Genomic DNA, 24,560 nt, shown 5'->3' with positions numbered 1-24,560 from the left:
GTGCAGATTCAAAGTCCAAGACGGGCAAATCAATGAGGTCACAGACTGAGCCGATGTCTCATTAACGACTTGACTCGCGAGCGGAAAGTGACCCGTGTCGGGCACGCTCACGACGCAGTTCGGCTACGACGCCGACGGGCGGCGCGTGCTGCAAACGCTCCCCGATGGCACCCAGATCGTCTACGTCGGCGGCATTGAAGTCACGATCACCAGCACGCAGCGGATCACGAAGACCTACTATGCGGCAGGCGCGAAGCTGATCGCGATGCGTGTAGTGACAGGCGCAGTAAGTGCGCTATACTTCGTGCATACCGACCACCCTTCGGCAAGCTCAGGGCAAGCCTGGTCAGCGTGTCGCTGACGACCGACGGCGCAGGGGGCGTCGTGAGCGAGCAGAAGTTCACCGCCTGGGGCTTAGTGCGCGCGGCGACCGGCGCGATGCCGACGGATGTTGGATATACAGGCCAAAGGGCGGATGCGTCAACGGGCTTGATGTACTACGGCGCGCGTTATTACGACAGTTATCTTAACCGGTTCATCAGCGCCGACAGCATCGTCCCCGGCGCGGGCAACCCGCAGGCGCTGAACCGGTACTCGTATGTGATGGGGAATCCGCTGAAGTATACGGACCCGAGCGGGCACTGTATCCGCGAAGAGCAAGACGCAAGGGATGAATGCTTTAGATACATGAATGAATTGAAGGATCTTTATGGCCTTAGGTTCACAGATGACTGGGATTACTGGACCGCAGGACAGATGGGTGAGCTGAAGAACGTTATGCAAACAGTGCGAGACTACATAGGGGGCATCGAGAATTTCCGCAGTATCTGGGCGGGAACCAAGATCAGACGCCAAGAGCAAGATGGACCTGGTGAATGCAAGACATCAGACGCTTGCGCGCCTGGGAGGGTGAAGTGCGCCCCTAAGGCTGGACAGGTTGGGGGCCGGGTTAAGGGTGATCGCTATCCGGCTTGCTGCGCGTACCACTGCGCTTCGAACTCACGCGGCGACAGATCGCCCAGCGCCGAGTGGATCCGTTTGCGATTGTACACGGCATCGATGAACTGACCAACATGCTGCAACGCTTCGGCATAGCTCTGATAGTCGCTGAGGTACACCTCCTCTTCTTTCAAGGTACGCATGAAGCGCTCGGCAAAGCCGTTCTGCCAAGCCTGACCGACCTCGCTCATGCTGATTTGGATGCCACGCGCCGTCAGCAACTGGGTGTAGGCCAGGGTGGCGTACTGCACGCCCTGGTCGGAGTGATGCATCTGGCACACGCCCTGCCGCAACGCTTTCTGCAATGCCCGCACCGCCAGTGTGTGGGTCAGGTCTTGACCCAAGGCCCAGCCACGAATCGTGCGCGTGAACACGTCCAGCACGATGGCCAGAAACACCACCGCGCCGCTGGACAGCACGATGTACGTCAAATCGCAGGCCCAGACTTGATTGGGCCGTGCGACGACCACGTCGCGCACGAGATTCGGGTAGCGTTGAAAGCCGTGCCGCGAGTCCGTGGTCCACAGTCGCTGGCGGGGTCGCCGGGCCTGTAAATGGGCCTGTTTCATCAACCGCCGCACCCGTTTGCTGTTCAGCGTCGCAAACGCGGGTTGGCGGCGCAGCAAGGCGGTCAGCCGCCGGTAGCCGTAGGTCGGGTAGTGGCCGGCCAGTTGCGTGAGTGCGCGCAGCACGCGCTGATCGGCGCTGGCGTCAACGCGCCCACGGCCGGCGTAGTAGTAGCTGCTGGGTGCCAGGTCGAGCAAGCCGCACAGCGCGTGGACTGAGCCGTACCGAGGGCTGAGCGTGTTCACGAGTTGTCGTTTGAGCGCGACAGACGGCTCAGCCACAATGAGGCTTTTTTTAAGGCCTCTTTCTCGATGGTCAGTTGGCCGATCAACTGCTCGAGATCGGCGATGCGTTGCTCGTGCGCCGCACTGTCAGCTTTGGCGTTGAACACCTGCGGCAAGCGCGCGAGCGCCTGGTCGCGCCACTCAGAGATCAGCTTGTCCTTGAGGCGATGGCGCCGGGCGAGCGCAGCGACACTGCTGCGCCCACTGAGCACGTCGAGCACGATGCGACTCTTGAACTCGGCGGAGAACTTGCGTTTCGGTTGTCCCTGCATGTGAACACCTCGCTGGTGGGTATTTTACCCCCGCACCGGTCTCCAACTTCAGGGGCGCATTACAGGGACATTATTCTGCGGCGGGGACAGTTCACGCGAGGTTACAATCTGTCCGACACGATGTTTCACGAACTTGGGCACGTATGGGATTATAGAACCAACGACTATGGATTATCTCGAGAAATGGCAGCACAAACCGGCAGTCACTCGGCGACATATTGCGGTGGCCGCGCGTGTCTTACCACCTACGAAGTAGGCCCAGGTGGCACGCTATCGGGGCTCACCCCCGATGGTAGGATGTGGCGTAGTTATGCAGGAGCAGCAAGTGGACTCGAGGACTTCGCTATGGCTTTCGAACTTTGGATGACTGGTGATGGACTCAAAAGGGAAGCGACGTACACTACAGAGCAATACAACATGCGCATCATCTTTCTTCAGAGGCATCGCGATGCACTACGAGTAAAGTGATGAACGCATACCAAGATTCGCGAAATCGGCGCCTGGTCATCGGGGCCATAGTTGTAGGTTTGGCTATGGTCGCAATCCTGTTGCTCCGACCGATTGTCTTTCCGGGGACCGACGCGCTGGCGCCCGCGCCGACAGCAACGGCCACGCCAGATCGTCTTGTGCAAGCGCTCACACGAGCCGGCACATTTGCTCCACCCAGATCGACGCCCACACATCCGGCGACCCCCTCCGGACCAGTACCCACACACGAACCCGATCCACGCTTTGCGGAGTTTCAGAAGGAGTACGGTTTAGAGATCGGCAAGGAGTGCGTTGCGCCATGCATTACGTTTGTACGCGACCTTGCATATGGCAGACCGTTGAAACTTGGGGATTTTGTCTCTAGGGTCGGTCTTCCAGAAAAGGTCAACGTCTTTCTATTTTCAGGAGGCGAACGCGCAGATATTGTCGCTGTACTGTACTACATCAAAAAGGGCTTCTCCGTCTTTGCCAATCGTCCGATTGACCCGCGCGATGAAATCACGCCGGATATGTTTGTAGGCCGATTGGATCTATTCCATTCTCGCACGCTAGATGGGATCGCGATGGAATCGGACCGATTGACAGGAACGCAGAACATCCGGATGGCGGAAGATTGGAAAGGGTTTGGCCCAATCAAGATACATGGGCGTTAACCCGTACGACGCGAACGGTAACTTGGATAGCCGTTGTGGGCATGACGCTGACGTTCAACGTGGACAGCCGCCTCGTGCAAGCCGTGTCGGGCACGCTCACGACGCAGTTCGCGTATGACGCGGACGGGCGGCGCGTGCTGCAAACGCTCCCCGACGGCACCAAGATCGCGTATGTCGGCGGCATCGAGGTCACGCTCACCGGCACGCAGCGCATCACGAAGACCTACTACGCCACAGACGCGAAGCTGATCGCGATGCGCGTTGCCACTGGCACAGCAAGTGCGCTATACTTTGTGCATACCGATCACCTCGGCAGCGTCTCGCTGACGACGGACGGCGCCGGCGCAGTCGTATCCGAGCAGAAGTTCACCGCCTGGGGCGGGGTGCGCCCTTCGACAGGCTCAGGGGCCGGCGGCGCGATGCCGACCGACATCGGCTACACCGGCCAGCGGCTCGATGCCGACCGACATCGGCTACACCGGCCAGCGGCTCGATGCCTCAACCGGCTTGATGTACTACGGCGCGCGCTATTACGACAGCTCGCTGGCACGCTTCATCAGCGCCGACAGCATCGTCCCCGGCGCGGGCAACCCGCAGACGCTGAACCGCTACAGCTACGTGTTGGGGAATCCGCTGAAGTATACGGACCCGACAGGACATTATTGTGTCGGTGGCCGAAATGCGTCTGAGGAGTGCCTTTTCATCGAAGACCAGATCAAAAAGTCGTATGGCATTGAGCCAGCAGGTGCTTACGACGAAGGGACAATCAATGAGTTGTGGAAATCTTTCCAATCAATTTCCGATGGGGTGGGTGGAGACAATGTCGTTCGGAATATTTGGAAAGGTACGAAAGTGTACACGCATGAGGATGGCGAGACTCTCGTGAGGCGGGGGATTTGTTCTTTTGCTAGGTCGTGCTCACCCAATGGCGAAATTTACCTAACTCGTTGGGATCTACTCAATCTCGGATTTAGTACTCTAGCGAACGAGTTGGCACACGTCTGGGACTATCGCACGAAGACGCCGCAGGGGCTGGCGCGGACCATCATCGATAAGGATACTGAGCATGGTGGGCTGTGGCGCGCAATGGCAAACCTAACCGGCGGCTATTTCTGCACACATCTGGCATGTAGAGAAGGAGGAGAGCCAGGATTCTCAGGCAATTCCGACTGGGCATTGAGCATGAATGACCCGGGTCGTCCAAGCCATGCGCGCAATACGCCATGGGAGGACTGGGCGATGTCATTTCAACTATGGGTCACGAAGGCATCGACCAACGAGATTAGGCGATCTTATTCTAATGACCAATGGTCGATACGTAGCGACTTCGTATCCAGAATGGTGCGACAGGTGGGAGGAGCCAGGTGAGGCGCCTATTGTCATTCACTTATAGGCGCGCTTATAACATAGCCGCACTATTGATGGGTGGCACCCTTTTGTTTGCCTGCGGAATGGTCAGGCTGCCTCCCACGCCGGGGGCTACTGTGCCAAACCTGACCTCGACGCCAGATTCAGACGCAACAATTCTGCCAACCCCTATCAACGTCTTGCCAACCTTGATGCAAAGCCCGGTGCCAACCACAAATCCAAATGGATACCTGACGCCGATCATGCGTCCGACCAGTAAGCCGACGCCGATTGGCACGATCCCCGATTCGCAAATTGCCGAGCTTGAAACAGTCGGAGTCCATTTAGCATATCTACGTTGCGACGATGGGTGCCGTGCCCAAGTGGTCCCCCCCATGCGCTTGGACGAATTCGTCGCAGCGGTAGGCACACCAGACAAGGTTGGCTCATCAGTGCAGGATCCGGTGAATTTTGCCGTCTTCTTGATCTATGGAGACAGGGGAATAGTTGCACTAGCAGAACGGCCGTACAACCAAGATGCTGTGAACATGACGCCGACCATGCGTGTCACCACGGTTTTCCTCTACCGGGCACGAACACTTGAAGAGCTGGAGACCGAGACGCACGGTCCCTTGCGGATGGCGCAGGGCTGGCCTGGTTTTGGTCCTGTACGGCGACTACCTAAATGACATCTGGTGCGCCGTTGTGACGTGTCATTGAATCGCATGCTGGATCGCCATTCAAATCAACCACGTTTTGCAAACGCTCCCCGCCGGCACGCAGATCGTCTACGTCGGCGGCATCGAGGTGACGATCACCGGCACGCAGCGCATCACGAAGACCTATTACAGCGCAGGCGCAAAGTTGATTGCGATGCGTGTAGTAACGGGGGCCGTAAGTGCGCTATACTTTGTGCATACCGATCACCCTTCGGCAAGCTCAGGGCAAGCCTGGTCAGCGTCTCGCTGACGACAGACGGCGGCGGCACGGTCGTATCCGAGCAGAAGTTCACCGCCTGGGGCGTGGTGCGCGCGGCAAACGGCGCGATGCCGACGGATGTTGGATATACAGGCCAAAGGGCGGATGCGTCAACGGGCTTGATGTTCTACGGCGCGCGCTATTACGACAGTGCGCTGGCACGCTTCGTCAGCGCCGACACGATCGTCCCCGGCGCGGGCAACCCGCAGGCTCGAAATCGCTACGTGTATGGCCTCAATAGCCCAGTAAGATTCACAGATCCTACGGGGCACGCAGCCAGCGATGAATTTGGAGGCGGAGATGTAGAAGGCTGCTATTCACTTGACTGTGGATGGATCATCTTTCCCCACGATTGGTTTGAGGAACAGGAAAGAGCGCGGACGGAGGGCTTTCGCAGTGCGGGAGAAACTCTGTCTGGTTTCGCAGGATTTGTTGACGTTGCAGCACTGACGGTATCCGGCGTTGGCGTGGCTATCGTCGATGGCATTGGCGGTCTGGGAACTATCGTTGGTGTCTGGGAGGCGATTCCTATCCTTGACGGTGTAGTCAGCTTTGGCCCCATTAATGGCGTGGAGAACTCCCTTTCTTCGGTTGCCGCCACTACTACTCTTGTTGCCGATGTGCTGCGGAACGACACCCGTTTGGACGCAAACGGATTAGTGTTAGGCCGTGACACAATCATATCAGTCAGGAATGTGGCGCTAGGCAACATACCAGAGGCAAATGTCGACTTTCTGATTAATATGAGTCAAGTTGCGTACGACATCAAGCGTTCCCAAGGGGAAATTAGCAACGGTCCAGTGCGCCTCTTCAGTAATGATTTCTTCAGCACTCTGTCTTGGTTCCGATAGACTGAAGTATGCGCAACTTCGACTAACCGGGCGTGAAGCGGGCATTGATAGAGGTCATGATCATGGAGAATACGAGCAACGCATATACATGCGTTCTTCAGATACTACTGATTTCTTGGATCATCGTTGGAGTTGCGGTCTCAATTGCCAACCGAGGTACGTCAAAATTGCGGCGCTGGGCGAAAGCGTTGTATCTTACTGACATTGTGTTTGGTGCCATTCTCGCTATTGTGATCGCCATGGAAATTCAGGGGGCTATCCTACTATTCCTTTTGTTCACTGGTGCAGCAACATTTTCATTCTGCATGCGTTGGATGAGGGCAAAACTGCTAGCTTGGATGCAGGCCAGATTCGTAATCAAGTGACGGCGGTGGTCTTGAATTGTTGGATGATTTTTCGGTCATGCATTTTCATGGGGCCACCACATTTCTGCGCATACTGTTGACCTACGAAGTCCAGTGATTTCCAAAGTACGAAAACGTGCAGACTGACATCACTTGCGATACTGATATGGGCTTTGAGGTCGAGCGCTGTCATGGTGAACACAACCCGCACGCCGAATGATTCTGCCAGCATCGCCGCCGCGCTCGCACGCGGTCACGGCGGCGGGCGGCAACACGTACACATACGACCTGAACGGCAACATGACCTTGCGCACCGAAGCGGGCACGACGTACACGCAGACGTGGGACGTGGACAACCGGCTAACGCAGGTCGTGTCGAGCACGCTCGCGACGCAGTTCGCTTATGACGCGGACGGGCGGCGCGTGCTGCAAACGCTGCCGGACGGCACGAAGATCGCCTACGTCGGCGGCATCGAGGTGACGATCACCGGCACGCAGCGCATCACGAAGACCTACTATTCGGCAGGCGCGAAGCTGATCGCGATGCGCGCCTGCCCTGTGCCACGCGGCGAAGCCGCGTCGGCGCGCGTAGCGCGCGGCACAGGGTGATGACCGGCGCGGTAAGTGCGCTATACTTCGTGCATACCGACCACCCTTCGGCAAGCTCAGGGCAAGCCTGGTCAGCGTGTCGCTGACGACCGACGGCAGCGGGGCAGTCGTCTCCGAGCAGAAGTTCACCGCCTGGGGCATGGTGCGCGCGGCGAACGGCGCGATGCCGACCGCGCTGGCGTTCACGGGGCAATATGCGGACGCAACGGGCCTGACGTTCATGCAGGCGCGCTATTACGACGCTTATCTTAACCGGTGGATCAGTCCAGATTCAATTGTACCAGACGCGTCAAATCCGCAAGATCTCAATCGCTATAGCTATGCGCGCAACAATCCGGTCCGCTACGTAGACCCAACGGGTCATTGTGTACCCGCCTGCGTTGTTGTCGGCGTTGCCTTAGTGGTTGCCGTCTGGGAAATCATTGCTCCATACAATGCAACGCCTGTCGGCGGTGGCCTGGTCGACAGTAGAGGTCAGCCCTGTGGGAGTTCCGGTTGCGTTTCACAAGGTCCCTCTGATTTTGAAGTAGCGAGCAATGTTGCGCGAGATGCTGCGATAGCCTACACCGGAGTGCGCCTTGCTGCCGCAATAGCTGCTAGCCTTTGCTTTGACGATGGAGATTGCACGAACGAAGCAAGAGCGGCCGGGGATGCCCTAAGGCGGGGTCATACTGTTTTCGAAAGCTCGGCACCGCAGGTCGGCAATGTTGGGTATAGGTCATTTGATGCCTTCAAACGCGCCATGGGCTCCGCAGGTGAAGAGAATGTGTGGCATCACATAGTTGAACAGCGGGCAGTCAACGTGGAGCGCTTCGGGGCCGCGGCCATTCACAATACGATAAATGTCATCAAAGTATCACGCGAAGTCAATCAGGCAATAGCGGACTACTATTCACGAATTCGCGGATTCACAAATGGGATGACGGTACGTGAATGGCTTACGACGCAGTCCTTTGAAGATCAGTTCGAATTCGGGCAACGAATACTCGATATGGTGCAGAATGGTGGGGTATTACCATGACAGACCCGCAAACAACAACTGTGCAGATTCTCATGCAATATAAGCAGGCAGCCGAGTTAACGGGACATAAATCCTCCGATATTGCCAACCAGTCGGCGAGAAGGCTGCATGAGTTGTATAAACGACTGCGTACAACTGAGGAAGGTAGAGCTGCAATTGTAACTTTGCTGTCGGACACTAGTCCGCATGTACGTTGTTGGGCGGGCGCCCATGCATTGGCTTGGGCGCCTCAATTGGCACGCCGCGTCCTGGAAGAACTACGTGATGCGAAAGGGCGTTGTTCATTTGATGCAGAAATGATTCTCAAACAGTTCGACAAGGGCTCTCTTTCCTTCAATCACTAGAGGCTGTTATGCACTTCTGTGCTTGCGCGGATTATTGGGGGAAAATCGACGTTTCCTTCCGCCGCAGAAGCAACCAGCGTGCTGAGTGATAGCACGAAATCCTAGAAAAACCGCCGATCTTACCAAAGTGCATAACAGGCTCTAGCGCGATCTGTGTCAATAACAGGCTCGGATTGATCTGAGCCCGTGGTCTCTGCATATCACGGGTTCTCCGCCGAGCAGTCGTGCTGCCTAGAGTTTACCGCCTTGGGACGGTGCAGCCCGCACGCAGTTAGGAAACGAACGGGCAGAGCGCGTGGCTCTGCCCGGACTGCACCAAGATCGTCTACGTCGGCGGCATCGAGGTGACGATCACCGGCACGCAGCGCATTACGAAGACCTATTACAGCGCAGGCGCGAAGCTGATCGCGATGCGTGTAGTAACGGGGGCCGTAAGTGCGCTATACTTCGTGCATACCGACCATCTCGGCAGCGTGTCGCTGACGACCGACGGCGCCGGGGCGGTCGTCAGCGAGCAGAAGTTCACCGCCTGGGGCGTGGTGCGCGCGGCGAACGGCGCGATGCCGACGGATGTTGGATATACAGGCCAAAGGGCGGATGCGTCAACGGGCTTGATGTTCTACGGCGCGCGTTATTACGACAGTTATCTTAACCGGTTCATCAGCGCCGACAGCATCGTCCCCGGCGCGGGCAACCCGCAGGCGCTGAACCGGTACAGCTATGTGCTGGGGAACCCGCTGAAGTACACGGACCCGAGTGGGCACTGCCCTGGGGCGCTGGCAATGACCCAATGCGAAGGCTACTACGGTATTCGCTCGTTGGGCCCGTTTGTGAAGGGCGGTTTCGCAGCAGCCGGTGCCGCGGCCTTGACTGTCGCAGCAACCGAGGCCATTGGGTCAAACATCGATGAGGCGCGGACCAATGGCGCAAAGGGCTATGGAAAGGCACCTGATAGTCAAACACGGGGCAAGGTAGATCCCAAGCCGGTGCCTGCGCCGCCTCCGCCGCAACAATCGGCTCCATTAGAACCCCCATATGACCGCAATTCGCCATCTCATGGGCCGAACCCCGTCCCAGAAGGCCCTTACAGTGCCAAAGGTAAGGCCGCTTGGGTCATTACACTTGGTTATGTTGCCGCCCAGGTTTACTGTTACCTAAACGACTGCGAGTTGACATCGCCAGAAGAAACGATACGCAAGTTCCCAACAAAAGAGCGCCGCTCACGTAACGCAGACTTAGAAACCAATTGCGGTGCAGCTCAATGCCTTGGCCCGGGAATTGTCCCAACTACAGAGCCAATAATCGTACCCACTGCTACGGGAACTCCAATGCTGTATGATTCACCAATTCCAGTGCCAGTCCCGACGCCATAGGAAGGCTAGAACCTATGCCAGATTGTATCGACAGACGCATCGTGAACTTCATCATAGGTAATATTCTTCTGGGCATTATGATTTGCACAAGTCGCAATCGAAGGCTACGTTCGACTGACTATGTATATGTCATCTTAGGATACATAATGTTCTTTCTATCGAACATCGTCATTTGGCAAATTGCGTCCCGGTGCATACCTGATTCAGATCAAGCGTGGATTACGACGACCATAGTGACTTTGCTCATTGCAGGTGCGTCACTCATAGCAAGCAATACGCTTTATACGTTGTTTGGTCGCATACGATTTCATCGACGGCGCTGAGGCCCTCGTCAAACAACATGGCCGAGTAAGCTTGCCTGCGAAGTCAACACGCGTCGGTGTGTTCACGACCAGCACGAGCTATGATGCCGCCGACCGCGTACGCTCCCTGACGTACCCGACCGGCGGCGCGTGCTGCAAACGCTGCCGGACGGCACCAAGATCGCGTACGTCGGCGGCATCGAGGTGACGATCACCAGCACGCAGCGCATCACGAAGACCTACTATGCGGCAGGTGCCAAGCTGATCGCGATGCGCGCCTGCCCTGTGCCACGCGGCGAAGCCGCGTCGGCGCGCGTAGCGCGCGGTACAGGGCTTGCACGTCATGCAAACACTCCCCGACGGCACCAAGATCGCGTATGTCGGCGGCATCGAGGTCACGCTCACCGGCACCCAGCGCATCACGCAGACCAACCACAACGTCTAACCTTAAAACCCGCGTGCTATGCTTGACGCGATAGCACAAATGTGCTACACTGAAGTCGAGTGTATGGCCCGGCCATGCCGTTCAAATTCGTCAGGCCCCGGTCGTTTGCGTTTGAATAATAACGTGTCCTGGCCTAATCAAATCGGCCCAATCGAGCAAAATAGGCCGATTCTTTGAAATCGCCGGAAATCAAACGCCGCCACTTGGGCAAGCCAACGACAAGAGACATCCGGTCGGCGAGGCTCATGTGCGCAGGTTGAGACGCAACGGCGTTATACTTTCGGTTGCCACGTACGGGCGTTCAATTGAACGCCCGTTGCTCTTTCTCGCCGCGCAGACCCGAAGGGTTTGGATGCGTATCTCCCCTTGGCGGTCATCCTCGCAAAACCCTTCGGGTCTCTCGCCGTGTCCGCCGCCGTCGCGCCGTCCTCGATCAGCGTGACGATGCCGGTGTCGCCGTCCACCGTCACATGCTGGCCTGCAGCATCGCCAGAGCCAACACGAGCTTTCGTGTCGATTCCTCTCATGCTATAATCGCCGTATGCCTGATTGGGAAGCAACGCTCGATCAAGTACTGAACGGTCGATCAGATGCCAACATACGATTCAACGATCTATGCCAATTGCTCAACGCGCTCGGATTCACGGAGCGCACTCGCGGGAGCCATCATCTCTTCAGCCGGCCGGGCGTGCGGGAGATGATCAACCTGCAGCGTGAGGGCAATCAGGCCAAAGTCTACCAGGTGCGGCAGGTGCGAAAGATTCTGCGGCAGTACCGGATCGGAGGAGACAGGCATGAGCAAAACACTAACCAGCAAATATGACGTTAATATCTGGTGGAACGAAGAGGACCACATCTATGTGGCCGAAGTTCCCGATTTGCCCGGCTGTATGGCGCATGGTAGGACGCGTGACGCTGCGCTCGCACAGGTGAACGACGCCATGAAATTGTGGCTCAAAACAGCACGCGAACTGGGACGCGAGATTCCAGAACCACGCACGCACCTGGTGGCCGCCTGAGGTGCATTGTACACAACCACGAAGCCGATGAGCGTTCATCGGCTTTTTTTGTTCTCCCGCGTTGGCTATAAGTGCGACCTGACACGCGGATGGCGCGCCACCGCGGCGAGCGGGCGCTTCACGCGCGAGGCCACGCGCATCAGCGTCGTCGCCGTCTTCACGACCAGCACGAGCTACGACGCCGCCCGTCGAAAGCCGGGACTCATATCTGGATGCCGGCTTTCGCCGGCATGACAGCCTGAACAGTCGCCAAATACAACAAGGCACCGGATCATCCCGGTGCCTTGTTTCATTCCTCAGCGCGTGGTCCGCGCTACGTCGTGACCGCCGCCGTCGCGCCGTCCTCGATGAGCGTGACGATGCCGGTGTCGCCGTCCACCGTCACGTGCTGGCCGTCAGTCAGGCGGGTGGTCGCGCCGCTCACGGCCATGACCGCCGGGATGCCGTACTCGCGCGCCACAATCGCGCCGTGCGATAGGATGCCGCCGACTTCGGTGATGATGCCGCTGGCGATGGCGAACAGCGGCGTCCAGACCGGGTTGGTCAACGGCGCGACCAGGATATCGCCCTTGCCGAGCTTGCCGAACTCCTCCGGTCCCAGCACCACGCGCACGATGCCGCTGGCGCGCCCCGGGCTGCCGGCCGTGCCGCGGAACCCGCCGACCGCGCCATCCGGCACCGGCGCGGCCTCGCTCTCGGCCAGCATCTCCTCGCCGTCGCGGATGATCGGCGGGGCGTGGCGTTTGCAGTTGCGCTGGTGCTCGCCGCGCCGCGCCGCCGCGACCGCGCGCCAGTCCTGCGGCTTGGCGGGCGTGCTCTCGATCTCGTCGAACGTCAGGTAGTAGATATCGTCCGGCTGGGTCAGCAGGCCCTTCGCCGTCCACCGGTTCCCTAATTCGCCCAGCATGCGCCGGAACGGCGGGAAGAGCCGCGTCAGCTCGAAGTGCATCGTGTCGCGCTCGCGCGTGTGCATCTGCACCTGCTGGAGGATGGTGTTGAAGATCGGCCAGTCGATCAGGCGGCCGCGCAGGTCGGTGCGCATGCGGTCGTGCACGCGATCGATCAGCGCGTGGCGCTCGCGCACCAGCCGCTCCTGCTGGCGGTGCGGGCTGCGCTCCTCGTCGAGGTCCAGGTAGCCGCGCAGGAACGCCAGCACCGGCGACGGGTCCTCGCTCCAGGTGGGGTAGATGATGTCCATCCGTACTTCGCGGTGGCCGTAAGTGTGCAGGAACTGGTCGAGCGCGCGGCGGAAGCGCACGCCGTCGGCGCTGTGCTCCAACTGCGCGCGGAATGCGGCGTAGTCCGGCGCGGCCAGCGCGGCGCGGGCCGCCGGCGACGCTTTGGCCATCTGCGCCAGATCCCACAGTGCCTTGTTCGTCTCCATCGTGACGTTGCCGGTCACGCCGGAGACGAGGCGGCTGCGCACCGTGTCGCTCTCCGCGCCGAAGTAGCGCACCAGCATCTCCGACATCGCCTGGTAGGTGATGCCGATCAGTGCGATCATCAGGAAGTCGTAGCTCAGGAACTCGCGGCCGGTCGTGAAGAGCAGTCGCCGCACCTGCTTCACGATCTCCGTGTCGGGCAGGTTGTCAATCTCCTGTGCTTCGATCGCCGCGATGTCGGTGCGGTAGCTCTTGATCAGGTTCGGCAACTGCGCCGGGAATCCGCGCATGAAGCCGAGCAGGCGCAGGCCCATGCCGAGGAAACGCGGCGTGACCTCGCCCTTGAAGCCGACCTGGTGCTTGCCGAACGGGTTGACGATCTGCGCGACCAGCCGCTCGCGCACCGAGGGCGACAGCGGTGCGAGCGCCGCCTCGATGTAGCGCTGGTTGAAGTACGGCTGGCCGTAGAACGCGCCGATCGCCTGCACGCCTTTGGCCGGCTTGAAGCCGAGCGCGCCGAACGTGAAGTCGAGCATCGAATGGAACAGCGGGCAGATCACCGAGACGAAGATCGGCGAGATCGGCTCCGCGAAGATCTCGATGAACATCGTGCGGTTGAAGTCGCCGGGCACCGCGGCGGGCGCGTCTTTCAGCGTCGTGATCGGGCGCGCCTGCAGGATGGTGCACTGCCCGCGCGCGAACGCCCACTCGATGTCCATCGGCGCGCCGTAGTGCCTCTCGATCGTCGCGCAGAGCACGCCAAGCTGGCTGATCTGCGCGTCGTTCAGCGCCGGCTTGCGCCGCTGCTCGGCCGGCACGGCGCGTTCGACAGTGCCGCGCCCGTCCGGCGCGTACTCGACGCTCAGTTCCTTGGAGGCGATCATGCGCGACAGGATCGCGCCGTCGCGCTTGTTCACGATGTACGTGTCGGGCGTGACCATGCCGGAGACGATCGCCTCGCCGAGCCCCCAACTGGCGTTGATCAGCGCCTCGCCGCGCCGCCCGCTGACCGGGTTGGCAGTGAACAGGATGCCCGACACCTCGGAGCGGATCATCGCCTGCACCACGACCGCCAGCGCCACCAGCTTGTGGTCGAAGCCCTGCTTGACGCGGTAGGTGACCGCGCGCGCCGTCCAGAGCGACGCCCAGCAACGCCGGACGTTTTCCAGCAAGTCGTCCTCGCCGCGCACATTGAGGTAGGTGTCCTGCTGGCCGGCAAACGACGCGCCGGGCAGGTCTTCGGCGGTCGCCGACGAGCGCACCGCCACGGCGATCGAGTCGCCGTGCGGGTCGAGTTGGATCGACAGCCGGCGATAGTTCGCCACCGCCTCGGCGGCGATTTCCGGCGGCATCGGCGCGCCCGTGATCAGCGCGCGGATCTGCGCGGCCTTGGCGTCCACGTCGGCCGGGTCGTCAATCCGCATCGCCGCCAGGATCGCCTCGATCTGGCTGTCCAGCCCCGCGCCGCTGATAAACTGCCGGTAGGCGTCGGCGGTCAGGCAGAAACCGGGTGGCACCGGCAGTCCGGCCGCGGTCATTTCGCCGAGGTTAGCCCCTTTGCCGCCGACAATGCCGATATCGTTCCGGGTAATCTGGTCAAATGCGCGTGAGAGTGTCATGGTCAGGCTCCTTTGGCGGACGGTTCACGATCCAAATAACCGGGTCGTTAGCCTCATGATCAACTCTAGCAAGGAAAGGACGCCATGTGCCGCTGTGCAACTGCCAAAGACTGCCTGAGTGAGGTGGACAGCGACAATCTCAATACCAAGGCTTGATGATTACAACAAGTTGTCACTCTGAGCGCGGAGGCAACATTAGAGCATTTTGCATAAACATCGGGCATGCCATGCGGTGCGCCGCGTAGGGGCAGGTCTTTGACCTGCCCGGACAGGCCAAAGGCCTGTCCCTACATGCGGCGTGTAGTTCGCGCGGCACTATGTCGGTTAATCCGCAATCCGCTTTAGGCGTCTTCATGGATATCGCGCGCGCGAGGAGCCGGCACTCCGGGGTTGATAATTTATTGCGACAAGCCCAGTTGTTTCACGAGCGTAACGTACAGAACAGGGTCGGTCTTGCCTTCGCGTTCAGCATGACAAGTGTTGTGGCGTTTCTATCTACGGCCACCCAAACGTGTCAAACCAGCGGCCCGCCTGATAATTGTCGAGCGCGCGGCGGACGTACGGTATGACGTTCGGCGGCAGGCCGTCGAGTGGGAACCACGCCAGCAGGTCGCACTTGTCCGGCTCGCGGTTGACGATCTCGCCGCTCCAGCGCTGCGCGGCGACGAAGAAATCCACGCGCTCATCGTTGGACATCCGGTGCATGATACCGACGACGGCGAGGTCGGCCGGAGCGATCTCGATTCCCGCTTCCTCGCGCGCCTCGCGGATGGCGGCGGCGACGACCGTCTCGCCACCTTCCAGATGCCCGGCGACGACGCTGAAGTTGCCGTCCTCGTAGCCGGTGTTGAAGCGGCGTGAGAGCAACACCCGTTCGCCGGAGCGCAGGAACAGGTGCACGGCGGCGACGAGCGCGAAGCGGGTGTGGTTATGTGGAGCCCTGTCCATAGAGCGTTTTCACTAATAATCCGCTACGGCCAGTGGGCGACGAGGTCAAGATTTCTCAGCCGCTACGCGGCTTCGAAATGACGACACCGCGCACCGTCATTTCGAAGGCACGCAGTGCCTGAGAAATCTTGCCGACCGCGCATGGGTTACTCGCAGTGACAGATCGCGTATCGGTTATTTCCGGAAAACTCTGTAGAACTATGATTCATTGGTGTGCGGGGGCGGAAAAGCATCAGCGTCCCCGGCGTGGCTCCGGGCGCGCTGGCAAGCCGTTTGTTAATCTGCGGCAACGAGTCGCGTGCGTGCGGGCGGGAAGTGTAACTGCACCGTCTCGCCCGCATGGTAGCGCCGGTCGCCCTTCGCCTGCACGCGCATGTCGAGCCCGTCGCCGAGCTTGACCGTGTAGTCGATCCGGTCGCCCAGGTACGTTGCCTTGCCGATCACGGCGGCCAGCGTGTTGGGCGCGCCGGCTGTGCCGCCGATCTCGACCTCGTCGGGCCGGATGAAGAGTAGGGCCGGCTGGTCGGGCTTGAAACCGGGCAGCGGGGTGACGGTCAATTGCGCCACGCCGACGCGCACGGTCGCTTGCTCACCGGCCACCGACTCAATCTTTGCAGGTAGGAAGTTCGAGAGGCCGATGAACTCCGCCACGAAGCGCGACTGCGGCCGTTCGTACACATCCTCCGGCGATCCGAGTTGCGCCAGCCTGCCCTTGTTGATGATCGCGATCACATCCGACATGACCAGCGCCTCCTGCTGGTCATGCGTGACGTAGATTGCCGTGATGCCGAGCCGCTTCTGCAGATCGCGGATCTCGAAGCGCATCTCCTCGCGCAGCTTGGCGTCGAGGTTGGAGAGCGGCTCGTCGAACAGCAGCACCTTCGGCTCGACGACGAGCGCGCGCGCCAGCGCAACACGCTGCTGCTGGCCGCCGGAGACCTGGTTCGGCTGACGGTCTTGCAGCCCGGTCAACGCGACCAGCCGCATCACATCGTCCACCCGCCGCTTGATCTCCGCGCGCGGCAGCTTCTTGATCGTCAACCCGTAGGCGATGTTATCAAACACGCTGAGGTGTGGAAAGATGGCGTAGCTCTGAAACACCATCGCCATGTCGCGGCGATTGGGCGGCACGTCGTCCAGTCGCTTACCATCCAGCACAATATGGCCGGCCGTGGGGTACTCAAAGCCGGCGATCAGGCGCAGGGTCGTCGTCTTGCCGCAGCCGGAGGGACCCAGCAGCGTCACGAACTGGCCGTTCTCAATGCCCAGGGAGATGTCGTCGACGGCCGCCACGCTTCCACTCTGGCCGCGGGCCGGGAACTGCTTGGTCAGGTGTTCGAGTGTCAGGTACATCCCGCAGTCTCCGTGCGCCGCCATCCGCCGGGGCGCGTGTTTTTCGTTGTCAATGACGACGCGTCAGCGCCCGGCCCCGGTCACATCGGTGACCGTGGTCTGGAACGCGCGGCCCGCCCACAGGTACAGCAAGCCAATCGCCCCCAGCACGATGAAGATGAGCAGCATCGAGTAGGCCGCGGCCAGGCTGGTGCCGCCCTGCTCGACCTCGCTCATAATCAGCGCGGTGAGGACCTGCCATTTGGGCGACGTGAGGAAGATAATCGCCGACAATGAGGTCATATGTCGCGCGAAACTGAAGATCATGCCCGCGAGGAACGCCGGAGCGATCAGCGGGAGCGTGACGCGGCGGAACGTCACCTGCGCGTCGGCTCCGAGGCTGGTGGACGCTTCCTCGATCGCGGGATCGATCTGCTGCAGCGCGGCGATGCCGGCGCGCACCGAGGCGGGCAGGCTGCGCACCGCAAAGGCTGCGACGATGATATACGGCGTGCCGACCAGCGCCAGCGTTTCGCCCTGGAACGTCAATGCGGCGCAGACGGTCAGCAACAGCAACGCGACCGCCATCCGTCCCCGCGGCGCCCATTGGGCCACGATGTACGCGGACAGGAAGGTATAGGTGAACCCAATGATCGCCAGCGGCGGTTGGAAGCAGAAGTTGATCCACGCGCTCAGGCTGGCAAACAGTTTGGACCACGCACTGCCGCCCAGTGTTCGGCCATACAGCGTCAGCGGTTCGGTCAGCATGGGGATGAACTGGCGCGAAAGGAGGTAGACCGCCATCAGTATGAGCACGACCGCTACCGTGCGGCGTTCGCGCGCGATGCGCAGGGCCGCGAGGGCCAGCACGACAAGCACAGCGGCCACCAGGACGAGCCAGTCCTGCGTGGCAAGTTGCGGCAGTGCGCCCAACGCCGCCCCGATCGGATTGGACAGGAGCGGCGCACGGCCTTTGTCGTCCAGCGCCAGCCAGTTCAGGGCGGCGCCGCCCAGGGTGCCGATCAGGAGCAGCACGGTGCTGCGCCACGCCCCGCGCGCGACCTGACCGATCAGCACGAACCCCAGCGCCGCATAGATCACGCTGACGACGATCAGCGGCGCCTTGATAAACGCCACGATGTAGCCGATGCCGAGGATGGTGCCGGGCACCGCGCCGCCGAGGTTGGACGAAAAGTCCAGGGCTTCCTTGCCGCTGAACTGCTTGCGCACGACCAGCAGCGCAATGACCATCCCAACCAGGCCCGCGATCGGCGTGGCGACCGCCGACAGGAAGGTGGTGTCGAGGATCGCCTTTAGCCCGCGGTCCAGCGCGGCGCCGTAGTGGCTGAAGTCCAGCGTGTAGTCGATGCCCCACAATTTCGTGATCGAACCCATCAGGATGGCGCCGTACAGCGCGACCACGAGCAGCAGGACCAGGAACGTCAGCCCAATGAACGTCCAGCGAATCAGCGGTTCCTTCACGAAACTGGCGCCGCCGGTCGGCTTTCCAGTGACGGCGATAAACGACTTGTTGGCCAGCCAGTAGCGCTGGAGAATGTACACGGTCAGCGTGGGCAGCAACAGCACGAGCGAGAGCGCCGCGCCTTTCTGCTGGTCGTATTCGCCGTTGACCGCGATCCAGATCTGGGTGGAGAGCACGGTCACGTTGCCGCCGATGAAAATCGGATTGCCCAGGTCAGCGAGCGACTCGACGAACATGAGCAGGAACGACGCGGCGATACCGGGCGTCAACAGCGGCAGCGTCACGGTGCGGAAGATGTGCCACTTGCTCGCGCCGAGGCTGAGCGCGGCCTCTTCCATCGACGGATCGATGCGCTCCAGCAGGCCGCGCAGGATCAAGTAGGCGACCGAGAAGAAGGTGATGATTTGAACGAAGACGAGCCCGTCGAGGCCGTAGATGTCATTGACGCCCGGCTTGAACTCGATGTGCAGTAACTCCCGCGTGACGAAGCCGGAACGGCCGAATAACAGGATCGCCGCCAGCGCAATCGCAAACGGCGGTGAGATCGTCGGCAGGAGGGTGAGACCGTGCACCAGCGACTTGAACGGGATATTGCAGCGCACGACCGTATACGCAAACAGAAAGCCGACCGCCGTGCTGCCGATGGCCGACAGCACGCCCATTTGGATGGTCCACGAGAAGATCTGCCAGTATTGGAGCGCGTAGGTCGGGTCGAGGTAGCGCTGGAAAAACAGCAGGCTGGGCGTGCCTTCCATTGTGAAGAAGCCCTGCCAGATGACCCGCGCCAGCGGCCAGACGACAAAGGCCAGGATGAACGCGCCGGTGACGAGCAGGCCGCCCAGCAGGACCGGGTCGCGCGCAATCAACCGAAATTCGCGGTAGCGTCTGACGAATGCGTCGGGGATCAGGCCGCCGGTCTGAGCGCTCATAGAGTGTGGGGCAATGCATGAGGCCCCGCGCGCGGGGCCTCATGCAGGCGGTGTCTATTTTGCCAGTGACGCGGCGGCGATTTCGTTCGAGAACTTATCGACGAACGCCGTCTTGTTGTTGCCGCAGTAGTCGAAGTCGTAGTTGATGAGCTTGACCGACAGCAGCTCGGGCTTGGGCGGGGTCGCGCCCTTGACCGTCAGGCCCTGGTACGCATGGTACTTCTTGCCCAGTTCCTGTGTGGCCGGCTGGATCGCCCAGTCATACCACGCCTTGGCCAGATCGGGGTGCTTGGCGCCCTTGATGATGCCCATGCCGCCGATCTCATAGCCGGTGCCTTCCGACGGGAAGGTCAACGCCAGCGGCAGGCCGGTTTCGATGCCGGCGACGATGTCGTGCGAGAAGACCACGCCGACGGCCGCCTCACCCTTGCCGACGTTCTGGACCGGCCCCGCGCCGCTCTTCGTCCAGAGCAGGACGTTCTGCCCGAACTTCTTGATGTAGTCCCAGCCGGGCTGCGCGCCCTTGATCTGCAGGACGGTGCATAGGAACGTGTACGAGGTGCCGGACGAGGCCGGGTGGGCGATGACAATCTGGCCTTTCAATTCCGGCTTGATCAGATCGTCAAGCGACGTGGGCGGCTTGATCGCGCTCTGCTTCGTGTTGGTGGCGAAGCCGAGCGAGCCGACGTAGATGCCGACCCACTGGTTGTCGGGATCGAGCATCAGCTTCGGATCGATGATGTTGGCCTGGCCGGCGGTCTTGTACGGGTCGAGCAAGCCCTCCTTCTTCGCGGCGATGAACGAGTCAATGGGGCCGCCCCACCAGATGTCGAACTGCGGGTTCGCCTTTTCGTTGCGCAGGCGGGTCAGCGACTCGCCGCTGGACAGGCGAATGAAGTTGACAGTGACGCCGGGATTCTTGGTCTCGAACTCCTTCTTCATGCCCTCGCACCACTCCTGCTGCGGGGTGCACATCACGTTCAACTCGCCTTTCAGTGCAGCGGCTGGCGCGGCCGTGGGTGCTGCGGGGGCGGTGGTCGGAGCAGCTGTGGGCGACGGCGCGCAGGCGGCGATCAGCGCGCCAAGCAACAGGGCGAGCAACAACAACGGGCGATTATGCTTCATAAAGCTCCTCCAATGGAATCCATGACATGGGGTGAAACCCCTCGCCAGGCGAACAGCGAGCGGGGGCACAACCTGAAATGATCGTGCTCGTTACGTGTGGAATGCAGTCGACGCACCTCCTTTGTAAGCGAAGCGGAATGCTATAGGCCGCTGACGCGAAGATCTGTGACGCGCAACCCTGTGCGGCCCTATTCTATCACGTCCGGGCAGGGCAGGCAACAAAATACGCGTCCTAATCGTCGCCAGCGAGTGCTTAGCCCGTTGTGCTTTGTCGCGCCAGGTACGCCTCAACGCGCCGGCCGAGCCAGACGTAGCGGAAATCGTGGCCCGTCAGCGTCAGCACGCCGCCGAGGATACCGTATGCGACCATGGCTACCTGGCTGCCGATATAAATAAGCAAGACGATGAATGGCGCCAGCATGCCGAAGCCGACGACGGGCGGCAGTTCGCCGCCCTTGTCGCCGAACAGGGCGACGCCGCCCATCGTCAGGGCGAACGTGCCGAAGAACGAGCAGAAATAGCAGAACATGCCTGCAAATGACAGAACGACGATGGCGATCTGGTACGCTGTGGCCTGGATCGCCTGGAAGCGCAGATACGGGGAGCGGTCTTTCTGCGTCGCCCAGATGACGATCGGCACGATAAGCCCCATCATCGGCACCAGCGCGGTGGCGTGCGCCAGCGCCGCCATGATGCGGTCGTCCTGAGACGGTTCAGCAGGTGTGGTTAGCTCCATCGGTTGCTCGTTCATAAACTGCTCCTGTTGGTTACGTTGCTTACACGCCGCTCACGCGAATCGCGGCCGTCCCATCCACCGGGCACTTGGTCTCGCAGATGCCGCAGCCGATGCACTTATCGCGAATCACCGACGGACGTTGCAGTTCGATGCGGAGACCGGCCGCGTCCGTCACCGTGACCGTTTCAAGTTCGACCGCCTTCGGCGCCAGCGGGCACATCTCCTCGCAGACGATACACGGCGAATTCTTCGCCCACGGCAGGCAGCGCTCGCGGTCGATCTCCGCCCTGCCGATCACCTGCGTGCGCTTCACCTCCAGCGCCAACGGCGGGATCGCGCCAGTCGGACAGACCTGCCCGCAGGCGTTGCACGAGTAGTCGCAATAGCCGGTGCGCGGCGCCAGCGTCGGAGTCCAAACGCCATCCAATCCCGCTTCCCAGATTGACGGCTGTAGTCCCGACGTCGGGCAGACCTTGACGCACTCGCTGCAGCGGATACACGCGCCGAGGAAAGCCGATGTCTGCGCGCCGGGCGGCCGGATCAGGTACGGGCTGCGTCGCAGGGCATCCGGCAACAGCGGATACGCGACCGCGCCGGCGAATGCCAGCCCGATTGTGCCGAGCGCCTGCCGCCGCTGCGGGTCATAGCCTTGCGCGGGCGCGATGCCGCGCACCGGCGCGAACTGCTGGCCGCCCGCTACCGGGCAGACCGGGATGCAGTCGAGGCAGACGATGCACTCGGCCGGGTCGCTCAGGTAGCTGCCCTCGGAGTCGATCGTACCGGTCGGGCACTCGCGCGAACAGCGCAGGCAGACCTTGCACGATTCCTGTGCGACGACTCGCCGCACGATGGCGATGCGGCTGATCAGCCCGATCAGGCCGCCAAGCGGACAGAGGTAGCGGCACCAGAAGCGCGGCGACAGCCAGTTCAGCGCGACAATGGCGACAAGCAAGCTGAACGCCAGCACGCCCCACGGATTGAACGCGGCCGTCGGGAACCACGGCGCGCGCGCCGCGTCAACGGCGTCGATAGTCGGCTGCAGCGGCTCGACCGCGTACAGGGCGCGCTCCGTCGCGAGCAGTATCTGGTTCAGCGCCGGCAGACCAAACGAGGCGAGGGCGCGGGTCAGCAGGCTGATCGGATCGAAGATCATCAGTGTCAGGTTGCCCGCGACGGCCGCACCGAGCATCGCGATCAGCATGAGATACTTGACGAGCCGCCAGCGCTCGTCCGGCTGCGTACGATGCCGCCACCAGCGGCGTGGCGGTTGAACTCCGTCGAGCGTCGTGCCGAGCGGGCAGAGCCAGCCGCACCAAACGCGCCCCGCGAGCACCGTCAAAGCGACTGTCGCGAGCGCCCATGCCATCGTGCCGATCCACTGGCGATCGGCGATGAGCGAGGTGAGCCATGCGAGCGGATCGAGCCGGAAGAACAGCGAGGGCGGCACATCAGGGTACGTCCCGCCGCGCGTGACGACAAGCAGGCCGAGGAACATGGCCAGCGCGATGATCTGCACCGCCTGCCGCGCGCGCCGCCACGGCACATAGGCGGCGTTGGCAAGGCGCGCCGTCGGGCGTTTCACGTCACCCACACCCGCGGCGTCTCGCGCGGGATCGGCCAGAGCAAGCGATAGACGCTGCCGGTCGCATTTGCAAGCTCGTACGGCGTGACCTGCGCATCGCCCTGCGTGCCCATCAGCACGACCTCTTCACCAAGCGCCGCGCCGGGTATACTCGCGTCGACCAGTGTGCTGTTCGCGCTGACGGCCAGCACCGCACAGCGCTGGCCGCGCACCAGCACGCAGCCGCCCTCGCTCATGCGCGCCGGGTAGCCGTCGGCCCAACCAACCGTCAGCGTCGCGATAGTCGAATCGGCCTTCAGTGGTGTACGCTCGCCATAGCCGACCTGGTCGCCGCGCACGACCGGCTTGACGTACCCGACACGCGCTTTCCATGTGGCGATCGACCGCAGCGACGCCTGCTCGACGAGCCGCATGTCGAGCCGCTCGCGCTCGCTCGGCTCGAAGCCGAGCAGCATGATCCCCGGCCGCACCGCGTCGAGCGCGGCTTCCGGCATCGCCATCAGCGCGTGACTCGATGCGAGGCTGAACGGCACGCCGGCCAGTTCTGGCAGCGTACGCAGTGCGCGCATTCGCTCAAGCTGACGCGCGTCACGTTCCGGTGTCTCGGCGATCGTGCTGAACACGCCAGTAAGTTGGAGGTTCGGCTCCGCCAGGATGGCGCGCAGGAAGGCAGGGGCATCGGCGTGCGGCACACCGAGCCGGTTCAGCCCCGTGTCCACCTTGACCCACACCGATTGGCGCCGGCCGTTTCGCCGCACTGCGTCGGCCACCATCTGCGCCGCATCGCTCGTGAAAACGGCGGGCGTCAGGTCGTGCGCCATGATGGCATCGACCTCGTCCGACGTGAAGTACGTCAAGCAGAGCACCAGGCCGCCGATGCCGGCCTGCCGCAGTTCCACGCCTTCCGCGACCGTCGCAACCGCGAATGCGTCGACACCGGCCTGTTCGAGGACGCGCACCACGCCGACCGCGCCCGCGCCGTACGCGTTGGCTTTCACGACGGCGATGATCCGCGCCGTTCCGGCCAGCGCGCGTGCCGCGGCCAGGTTGTGAAGCAACGCGCCGCGGCTCAGTTCCAGCCAGTTCAAGTAGTCTTGCACGTCGTTTTCTCCGTCAAAGATTTACCGCAAAGCACGCAAAGCGCGCAAAGCAATACAAGCAAACCGCAGAGAGCGCAGAGAACGCAGAGAAAAGCGATATGGTAACTGTCCGCAGGGATGTCGAAGTTGTATGCAGAACGACCGGCGATATTCTCGAGAGCGTGACTGGCAGTTTCAGCTATCAAGTCGCCCTTTGCGCTCTTTGCGTCCTTCGCGGTTAAATGGTCTTTGTTTTCCTCTGCGTTCTCTGCGGTTGAATCTCAAACGGCGATCTCTTCGATCTTGATGCGCCTGAGGCCCGTGCTGCCGTTGCCGCGCGCGGCCGACAGGTTGTGCAGCAAGGTGCGGCGGCTCAGTTCCAGCCAGTTCAAGTAGTCTTGCACGTCGTTTTCTCCGTCAAAGATTTACCGCAAAGCACGCAAAGCGC

General features: G+C 61.4%; 23 protein-coding genes. 11 read left to right on the top strand and 12 right to left on the bottom strand.

The features are described 5' to 3' along the window. Window positions 1–94: 94 nt before the first annotated feature. Together HZB53_07875 and HZB53_07870 are read left to right on the top strand one after the other, a co-directional pair. Window positions 95–361: a hypothetical protein gene (locus HZB53_07875; GenBank protein MBI5877552.1), complete on the top strand. Its 267-nt coding sequence runs from the start codon at window positions 95–97 to the stop codon at window positions 359–361. Between the two features lie 77 nt (window positions 362–438). Then, entirely contained in the window at window positions 439–1,068 is a 630-nt protein-coding gene (locus tag HZB53_07870; GenBank protein MBI5877551.1) for an RHS repeat-associated core domain-containing protein, read from the top strand. On the opposite strand, the gene HZB53_07865 is transcribed toward HZB53_07870, so the two are convergent. Then, on the bottom strand, window positions 963–1,847 hold the full coding sequence (locus HZB53_07865) for an IS3 family transposase (protein ID MBI5877550.1): 885 nt from the start codon (window positions 1,845–1,847) through the stop codon (window positions 963–965). The genes HZB53_07870 and HZB53_07865 overlap by 106 nt on opposite strands. Further along, window positions 1,808–2,122: a transposase gene (locus HZB53_07860; protein MBI5877549.1), complete on the bottom strand. Its 315-nt coding sequence runs from the start codon at window positions 2,120–2,122 to the stop codon at window positions 1,808–1,810. The genes HZB53_07865 and HZB53_07860 overlap by 40 nt, the downstream gene beginning before the upstream one ends. 467 nt (window positions 2,123–2,589) lie before the next feature. Between HZB53_07860 and HZB53_07855 the strand changes: the two genes are divergently transcribed. The 4 genes from HZB53_07855 to HZB53_07840 all read left to right on the top strand — a co-directional run bounded on the left by HZB53_07855 (window position 2,590) and on the right by HZB53_07840 (window position 6,440). Then, the gene (locus tag HZB53_07855; GenBank protein ID MBI5877548.1) at window positions 2,590–3,264 is read left to right on the top strand and encodes a hypothetical protein; all 675 of its coding nucleotides are present in this window, start codon (window positions 2,590–2,592) and stop codon (window positions 3,262–3,264) included. A gap of 456 nt (window positions 3,265–3,720) precedes the next feature. Continuing rightward, entirely contained in the window at window positions 3,721–4,632 is a 912-nt protein-coding gene (locus HZB53_07850; protein MBI5877547.1) for an RHS repeat-associated core domain-containing protein, read from the top strand. A gap of 116 nt (window positions 4,633–4,748) precedes the next feature. Further along, on the top strand, window positions 4,749–5,300 hold the full coding sequence (locus HZB53_07845) for a hypothetical protein (protein MBI5877546.1): 552 nt from the start codon (window positions 4,749–4,751) through the stop codon (window positions 5,298–5,300). A 357-nt stretch (window positions 5,301–5,657) separates the two neighbouring features. Continuing rightward, window positions 5,658–6,440: an RHS repeat-associated core domain-containing protein gene (locus HZB53_07840; protein MBI5877545.1), complete on the top strand. Its 783-nt coding sequence runs from the start codon at window positions 5,658–5,660 to the stop codon at window positions 6,438–6,440. 357 nt (window positions 6,441–6,797) lie between these two features. Here the strand turns inward: HZB53_07840 and HZB53_07835 are convergent, their stop codons facing one another. Next, window positions 6,798–7,016 (bottom strand): hypothetical protein, encoded by a 219-nt coding sequence (locus tag HZB53_07835; protein ID MBI5877544.1) that lies wholly within the window; start codon window positions 7,014–7,016, stop codon window positions 6,798–6,800. Here HZB53_07835 and HZB53_07830 point away from each other — a divergent pair. The 4 genes from HZB53_07830 to HZB53_07815 all read left to right on the top strand — a co-directional run bounded on the left by HZB53_07830 (window position 7,001) and on the right by HZB53_07815 (window position 10,131). Continuing rightward, window positions 7,001–7,393 (top strand): hypothetical protein, encoded by a 393-nt coding sequence (locus tag HZB53_07830; GenBank protein ID MBI5877543.1) that lies wholly within the window; start codon window positions 7,001–7,003, stop codon window positions 7,391–7,393. The genes HZB53_07835 and HZB53_07830 overlap by 16 nt on opposite strands. A 76-nt stretch (window positions 7,394–7,469) precedes the next feature. Then, on the top strand, window positions 7,470–8,414 hold the full coding sequence (locus HZB53_07825) for an RHS repeat-associated core domain-containing protein (protein ID MBI5877542.1): 945 nt from the start codon (window positions 7,470–7,472) through the stop codon (window positions 8,412–8,414). Next, window positions 8,411–8,758, top strand: a complete 348-nt coding sequence (locus HZB53_07820; GenBank protein MBI5877541.1) for a DUF2019 domain-containing protein — start codon at window positions 8,411–8,413, stop codon at window positions 8,756–8,758. Before HZB53_07825 ends, HZB53_07820 begins: the two co-directional genes overlap by 4 nt. A 410-nt stretch (window positions 8,759–9,168) precedes the next feature. Continuing rightward, a complete protein-coding gene (locus tag HZB53_07815; protein MBI5877540.1) occupies window positions 9,169–10,131 on the top strand; it encodes an RHS repeat-associated core domain-containing protein in 963 nt (320 codons plus the stop codon). Window positions 10,132–11,150: 1,019 nt separating this feature from the next. On the opposite strand, the gene HZB53_07810 is transcribed toward HZB53_07815, so the two are convergent. Further along, entirely contained in the window at window positions 11,151–11,405 is a 255-nt protein-coding gene (locus HZB53_07810; protein MBI5877539.1) for a hypothetical protein, read from the bottom strand. Between the two features lie 267 nt (window positions 11,406–11,672). Here HZB53_07810 and HZB53_07805 point away from each other — a divergent pair, with 267 nt between their 5' ends. Then, a complete protein-coding gene (locus HZB53_07805; GenBank protein ID MBI5877538.1) occupies window positions 11,673–11,897 on the top strand; it encodes a type II toxin-antitoxin system HicB family antitoxin in 225 nt (74 codons plus the stop codon). A gap of 313 nt (window positions 11,898–12,210) precedes the next feature. On the opposite strand, the gene HZB53_07800 is transcribed toward HZB53_07805, so the two are convergent. The 8 genes from HZB53_07800 to alr form a co-directional block, all read right to left on the bottom strand. Further along, on the bottom strand, window positions 12,211–14,898 hold the full coding sequence (locus HZB53_07800; protein ID MBI5877537.1) for a hypothetical protein: 2,688 nt from the start codon (window positions 14,896–14,898) through the stop codon (window positions 12,211–12,213). 495 nt (window positions 14,899–15,393) lie between these two features. Then, window positions 15,394–15,846 carry an NUDIX domain-containing protein gene (locus HZB53_07795; GenBank protein MBI5877536.1) on the bottom strand — a complete coding sequence of 151 codons (453 nt, stop codon included), beginning with the start codon at window positions 15,844–15,846 and terminating at the stop codon, window positions 15,394–15,396. A 276-nt stretch (window positions 15,847–16,122) separates the two neighbouring features. Further along, complete coding sequence (locus HZB53_07790) at window positions 16,123–17,199, bottom strand: ABC transporter ATP-binding protein (GenBank protein MBI5877535.1); 1,077 nt, start codon at window positions 17,197–17,199, stop codon at window positions 16,123–16,125. Between the two features lie 63 nt (window positions 17,200–17,262). Continuing rightward, window positions 17,263–19,590, bottom strand: a complete 2,328-nt coding sequence (locus HZB53_07785; GenBank protein MBI5877534.1) for an iron ABC transporter permease — start codon at window positions 19,588–19,590, stop codon at window positions 17,263–17,265. A 54-nt stretch (window positions 19,591–19,644) separates the two neighbouring features. After that, window positions 19,645–20,715: an ABC transporter substrate-binding protein gene (locus tag HZB53_07780; GenBank protein MBI5877533.1), complete on the bottom strand. Its 1,071-nt coding sequence runs from the start codon at window positions 20,713–20,715 to the stop codon at window positions 19,645–19,647. A gap of 253 nt (window positions 20,716–20,968) precedes the next feature. Next, window positions 20,969–21,466, bottom strand: a complete 498-nt coding sequence (locus HZB53_07775; GenBank protein MBI5877532.1) for a DUF4870 domain-containing protein — start codon at window positions 21,464–21,466, stop codon at window positions 20,969–20,971. A 25-nt stretch (window positions 21,467–21,491) separates the two neighbouring features. Beyond that, complete coding sequence (locus HZB53_07770) at window positions 21,492–23,033, bottom strand: 4Fe-4S binding protein (protein ID MBI5877531.1); 1,542 nt, start codon at window positions 23,031–23,033, stop codon at window positions 21,492–21,494. Beyond that, entirely contained in the window at window positions 23,030–24,133 is a 1,104-nt protein-coding gene (alr, locus tag HZB53_07765; protein ID MBI5877530.1) for an alanine racemase, read from the bottom strand. The genes HZB53_07770 and alr overlap by 4 nt, the downstream gene beginning before the upstream one ends. Window positions 24,134–24,560: the final 427 nt, after the last annotated feature.

The organism is Chloroflexota bacterium, assembly GCA_016235055.1.
Lineage (GTDB): Bacteria > Chloroflexota > Anaerolineae > JACRMK01 > JACRMK01 > JACRMK01.
This window is presented reverse-complemented; position numbering and strand designations above follow the sequence as displayed.